Below are 4,423 nucleotides of genomic sequence, written 5' to 3'. Positions count from 1 at the left end.
TCTTCATAGCACCACCCCCTTTATGTAATAAAGAGGAAACCACCCGCACCTTATTCTACGGTTCGGTATTATTATATAATACTTCGAATATTTGTTTAATATTTCTTATCAAAGTAGTCACTTTTGGGTCACAATAAAGTACTAGGGGCGCTGCCCCTTTCACCCTGCAAAGTTTTTTCCTAAGCGAAAAAATTTTGAGAAAAACGCTTCCACTGCGTGGAGCCAAAGCCTTCGGCAAAAGGAATATTAAACTTACGAAAGCAAATCATCCATAAATCACCTAAGACATATGTTTACCTAATAATAAAAAAATACAATGTATTACAAAAATAATATACAAAATCAAAAATATTTATTAAAACTATATACATTAGTATATTTTTTCTTCCTCAGTAAAAAATACTAAAAAAGGAGGAAAAAATGGAATTTAAAAATAGTCAAACAGTTAAAAATTTAATGAGCTCTTTTGTCGGAGAAAGCGGTGTATACCAAAGATATTCTTATTATGCTTCAAGAGCAAACAAAGATGGATTTAAATACATCGAAAATATTTTCAACGAAATAGCATTAAACGAACTTTATCATGCTAAAAGATTTATGTTCCTTATAAACAAGGAATTACCGGGAGAAAAAATCATGGTAGATCAAGCCGACTACCCTGTTTTCTACGGAACTACTTTGGAAAACTTAAAATCTGCGGCTCTCGGTGAATACGAAGAAGCTTATGAAATCTACCCTACATTCGCAAACATTGCGAGAGAAGAAGGTTTCAAGGAAGTTGCAACATATTTCGATTTGATTGCTGATGTTGAAAAAACTCATCACAAGAGATATGACACATTAGCAAAAGAAGTAGAAAGAGGATTTTTCCACAGAGAAGGCGAATGTGACTGGGTATGCTTAAAATGCGGATATCATCACAAAGGACCAAACCCTCCTAAAGTTTGTCCTATCTGTGACCATGCCGAAGCTTACTTCAAACCGATTTGTCCTTCAGGCAACTAAAAAAAGTGCATTATGCACTTTTTTTATTGTTTTTTTCATATGATATTATTTTATATTTCTGATTATTAAACTATATATATGTTCTTTTGATTTTTGTATTGCTTTCTTGAAATACTAAAATTTGTTTGAAATATATTCATACTTTGATAAAAAATATGAAACAAATAAACTTTCAAATCTTTACTTTATATTATATTTACAGTTCTTCTTCATTTTCCATCTCTTCAAGGATTTCATAATATACACTGTTTAATATCTCTTCGCTATAACCTTTGGCATAAAAGAAAGGAAATACTTTATACTTTACTTTTTCTATTTCTTCTCCCTTATTTAAATATTTATAAAAGCGCTTTTTTATCTTTTCCTTTAATTTTGTATTCTCACTTATATTCTCATCTTCGCTTATTATATCGTCTATTACGGAATTTATAAGCTTATAATCGTAACCTTTCCTCACGGCACTGTTTATTATTTTATCTCTCTTTTCCCTGTAAAATAGTTCGCTGTTTTTTCTGTCCTGTTTTGATATGAATTCGCTTAAATTCTCGGTTTCTTCTTCTATACCAAAACACCTCTCCACTGTCTTTAGGACCAAGGATACATCTATCCCCTTCTTTATAAGGTCATTCTTTATCTTATTTCGTCCTATAAGTGAAGCGGATTTACTCCTTGTAAAGTTTTCAATATAGTCCTCGTCGTTTACATACTTAAGCTCCAAAAGTCTATTTAACACATCATTTATTACAATATCTGGAAAGTGTTTCTTATCCAGATAATCGACGATTTCCTGCTCGCACCTCATGGCATAAGAAAGATAATTGAGAGCCATATTGAGTGCGGTATCGTATAGATCGTCATAGCTTTCTTTAATGAGCTCATCAATATCCACTTCATCTTCCACTTTGAGCTTACTTATTATTTTTCTGTCCAGACGAAGCACTTTTTCATCGTTTATCGTTACGTTATATTCTCTTTTTGTCTTGGTTATTTTTGTTATTACGTCCAATTTATTACCTTTCCTATTCTTTATTAATAAACAAACAACTGAGCAGCACTGTTTCTAACACCTTTTATAATAAACTTTATCCCTTAAGAACTCCAAACATACCGCATGTCTCCGTCTTATCATCCCCAGCTTTTATTCATCCGTTTCGCATATATTGTTATAACAAATTTTCTTCACAGAAAACTTAGAAATCATGTTATTTTGCGTACTTCATACACATAAATTTTAATCAATAAAAATCGACAAAAGCTTTTTAAGAAAATTTAAAATAGCCGATTTAAAAATAAGGACTTTTCTATATCAGCATAAAAGCTTTAAACCTTCTCAATGTAACTGTCTACGGATTAGACAAAACAGGTATATTATATTTAAAATATGTTCAATCGTTAAACTGATAACCGGCACGATTTATTAGTTTAACGTGTATCGGATTTGCGTCAGCTGTATTTTTAAGTTTACATATTTCACCTGTGCTTTAAATTTTTAACGCTCACTTCCCCAATCATCTAATTAAAAGTTTTACATTAAATAAAAGTTAATAACTCTTTTGGTTAAGTGACAGATAATATTCCTAAAAAATCATTACTTCTACAAATTAAAGGGATAAGGTCGCCAACTGTCTCACAAAATTCTGCACGCATTTAAAAAAAACTACTCCAACAAGTTTCTAAAAACTATATCTTTTATTAAAAATAATAACTCTTTTGGGTAAATAGTAAATAATTTCCCTGAAAATTTATTAATTTAGTATAAAATGATTACTTTTTATAATTAAAGGGTGGGAAAGCGGTCGTTTCAAAAATCTCGGGTAGAGATTTTTAGAAAATCCGATCGCGTTAAAAGCCACCACAGCGCTTGAGTGGAGCCCTTTATTTTTAATCTTTGGGCGAGCAAAGATTAAGCGGGGTGAAAGGGGCAGCGCCCCTTAAAATTTCTTTAAAACAGCAAGCAGCAATTTCGCACAATTATCGCTGGCTTTTCTAAGATTTTCTTTGAAGTCCGTGCTCGCACCTTCGTCGGCGCTGTCGCTTATGCCTCTTATGCCTGCAAAGGGAATATTATTTATATAACATACCTGAGCAAGAGAAGCCGTCTCCATATCTGTACAGTATCCCTCAAAAGTCTTTATTAAATATTCTTTATCTTTTTTATTTGAAACGAATTTATCCGCAGTCAGAATATTCCCGAAATATACACCAAAGTCAAAATCATCCATGACTTTTTCTGCGGTTTCGTTAAACCTTTTATCCTGTTCAAAATATGTAACATCTATATCGGGAACACAGCCGACTTCGTAACCCAGCTGAGTAACGTCCATATCGCTTTGAACGGTCTTTGTGGATAAAACCACATCCCCCACTTCTATACCCTTCTTAAGCCCTCCCGCAACTCCGCAGTTTATAATAAGCTCAGGTTCAAAATTATCAATTAGTTTTTGAGCGGTACAAGCCATTGCGACCTTTCCCGTTAGACATTTTACAGCAGCGATTTTTTTATCTTCAATGCTTCCGATAAAGTACCTACTTCCTTTTATATCTTTCTCTTTTAAATCTTTCATCTCTTTTTTTATCAAATATAATTCTTCGTCCATAGACGCTATTATCCCGATCATAATAATCTCCTCTAATCAATATTTAATTAAATCAATAAATTTTAAATCTACTATTAATTGCATCTTAATGCCCTAATATTATACTACATTTAAAGGAAATGTAAAATTAAAATATTTTTCTTTACTTTATTTCATAAAGTAGTATACTACAGGTAACAATATAAGTAAGAGGTGCAAAAATGGATTTTTTAATGAGTTTTTTAACCAAGACGGGACCCATTGTTTACATGACGATTTTCTTTTTAAAAGTACTGGAAATTTCCCTTGATACACTGCGTATAGTGCTTATCAACAAAGGGCAAAAAGAACTTGGAAGTATAGTAGGGTTTATCGTTATCTTACTTTGGATATTCGTAGCGTCAAGCGTGCTCTCAAGCCTAAGCGAAGATTTGTGGAAGGCTCTTTTTTACGCCCTCGGCTACAGCGTAGGGATATATGTGGGGATAGTCATAGAGAAGAAGATAGCTCTCGGATATGTAAGCATGGAAATCAATGTCAGAGGGACGGAGGGTGAAAACCTTGCAAACATTTTAAGAGAAAACAACTTCGGCGTTACTATCATGAAAGGCGAAGGATTTAATCACACAAGATATATACTTAAACTTCACGTAAACAGAAAGAGAGTCGAAGAGGCAAGGGAAATAGCTTATAACGTCGTACCCGACAGCGTCGTTACCATAAACGATATAGTAACCATAGAAGGAGGGTATATGTATGGGGTTAGGAGAAGGAGGTAGATTATAAGGATTTCGCCCTAAAGGGCGACCATATTTTTTCCGAAGCCAAAAAATATGGAAAAA

Annotated in this window: 4 protein-coding genes; 2 read left to right on the top strand and 2 right to left on the bottom strand. The window is 33.0% G+C overall.

What is annotated here, in order from left to right; translation table 11 throughout:
* Positions 1-420 precede the first annotated feature (420 nt).
* Positions 421-1,005, top strand: a complete 585-nt coding sequence (gene rbr / locus Q0516_RS02600) for a rubrerythrin (RefSeq protein WP_294468961.1) — start codon at positions 421-423, stop codon at positions 1,003-1,005.
* A gap of 196 nt (positions 1,006-1,201) precedes the next feature.
* Here the strand turns inward: rbr and Q0516_RS02595 are convergent, their stop codons facing one another.
* Together Q0516_RS02595 and Q0516_RS02590 are read right to left on the bottom strand one after the other, a co-directional pair.
* Complete coding sequence (locus Q0516_RS02595) at positions 1,202-2,011, bottom strand: RecX family transcriptional regulator (protein ID WP_294468958.1); 810 nt, start codon at positions 2,009-2,011, stop codon at positions 1,202-1,204.
* A gap of 925 nt (positions 2,012-2,936) precedes the next feature.
* A complete protein-coding gene (locus Q0516_RS02590) occupies positions 2,937-3,623 on the bottom strand; it encodes a 5'-methylthioadenosine/adenosylhomocysteine nucleosidase (RefSeq protein WP_294468956.1) in 687 nt (228 codons plus the stop codon).
* A gap of 179 nt (positions 3,624-3,802) precedes the next feature.
* Here Q0516_RS02590 and Q0516_RS02585 point away from each other — a divergent pair, with 179 nt between their 5' ends.
* Positions 3,803-4,360 (top strand): DUF5698 domain-containing protein, encoded by a 558-nt coding sequence (locus Q0516_RS02585; RefSeq protein WP_117531975.1) that lies wholly within the window; start codon positions 3,803-3,805, stop codon positions 4,358-4,360.
* The last annotated feature ends 63 nt before the right edge of the window (positions 4,361-4,423 follow it).

Source organism: uncultured Anaerofustis sp., from assembly GCF_938029165.1.
In the GTDB taxonomy this organism is placed as follows: Bacteria; Bacillota; Clostridia; order Eubacteriales; family Anaerofustaceae; genus Anaerofustis.
This window is presented reverse-complemented; position numbering and strand designations above follow the sequence as displayed.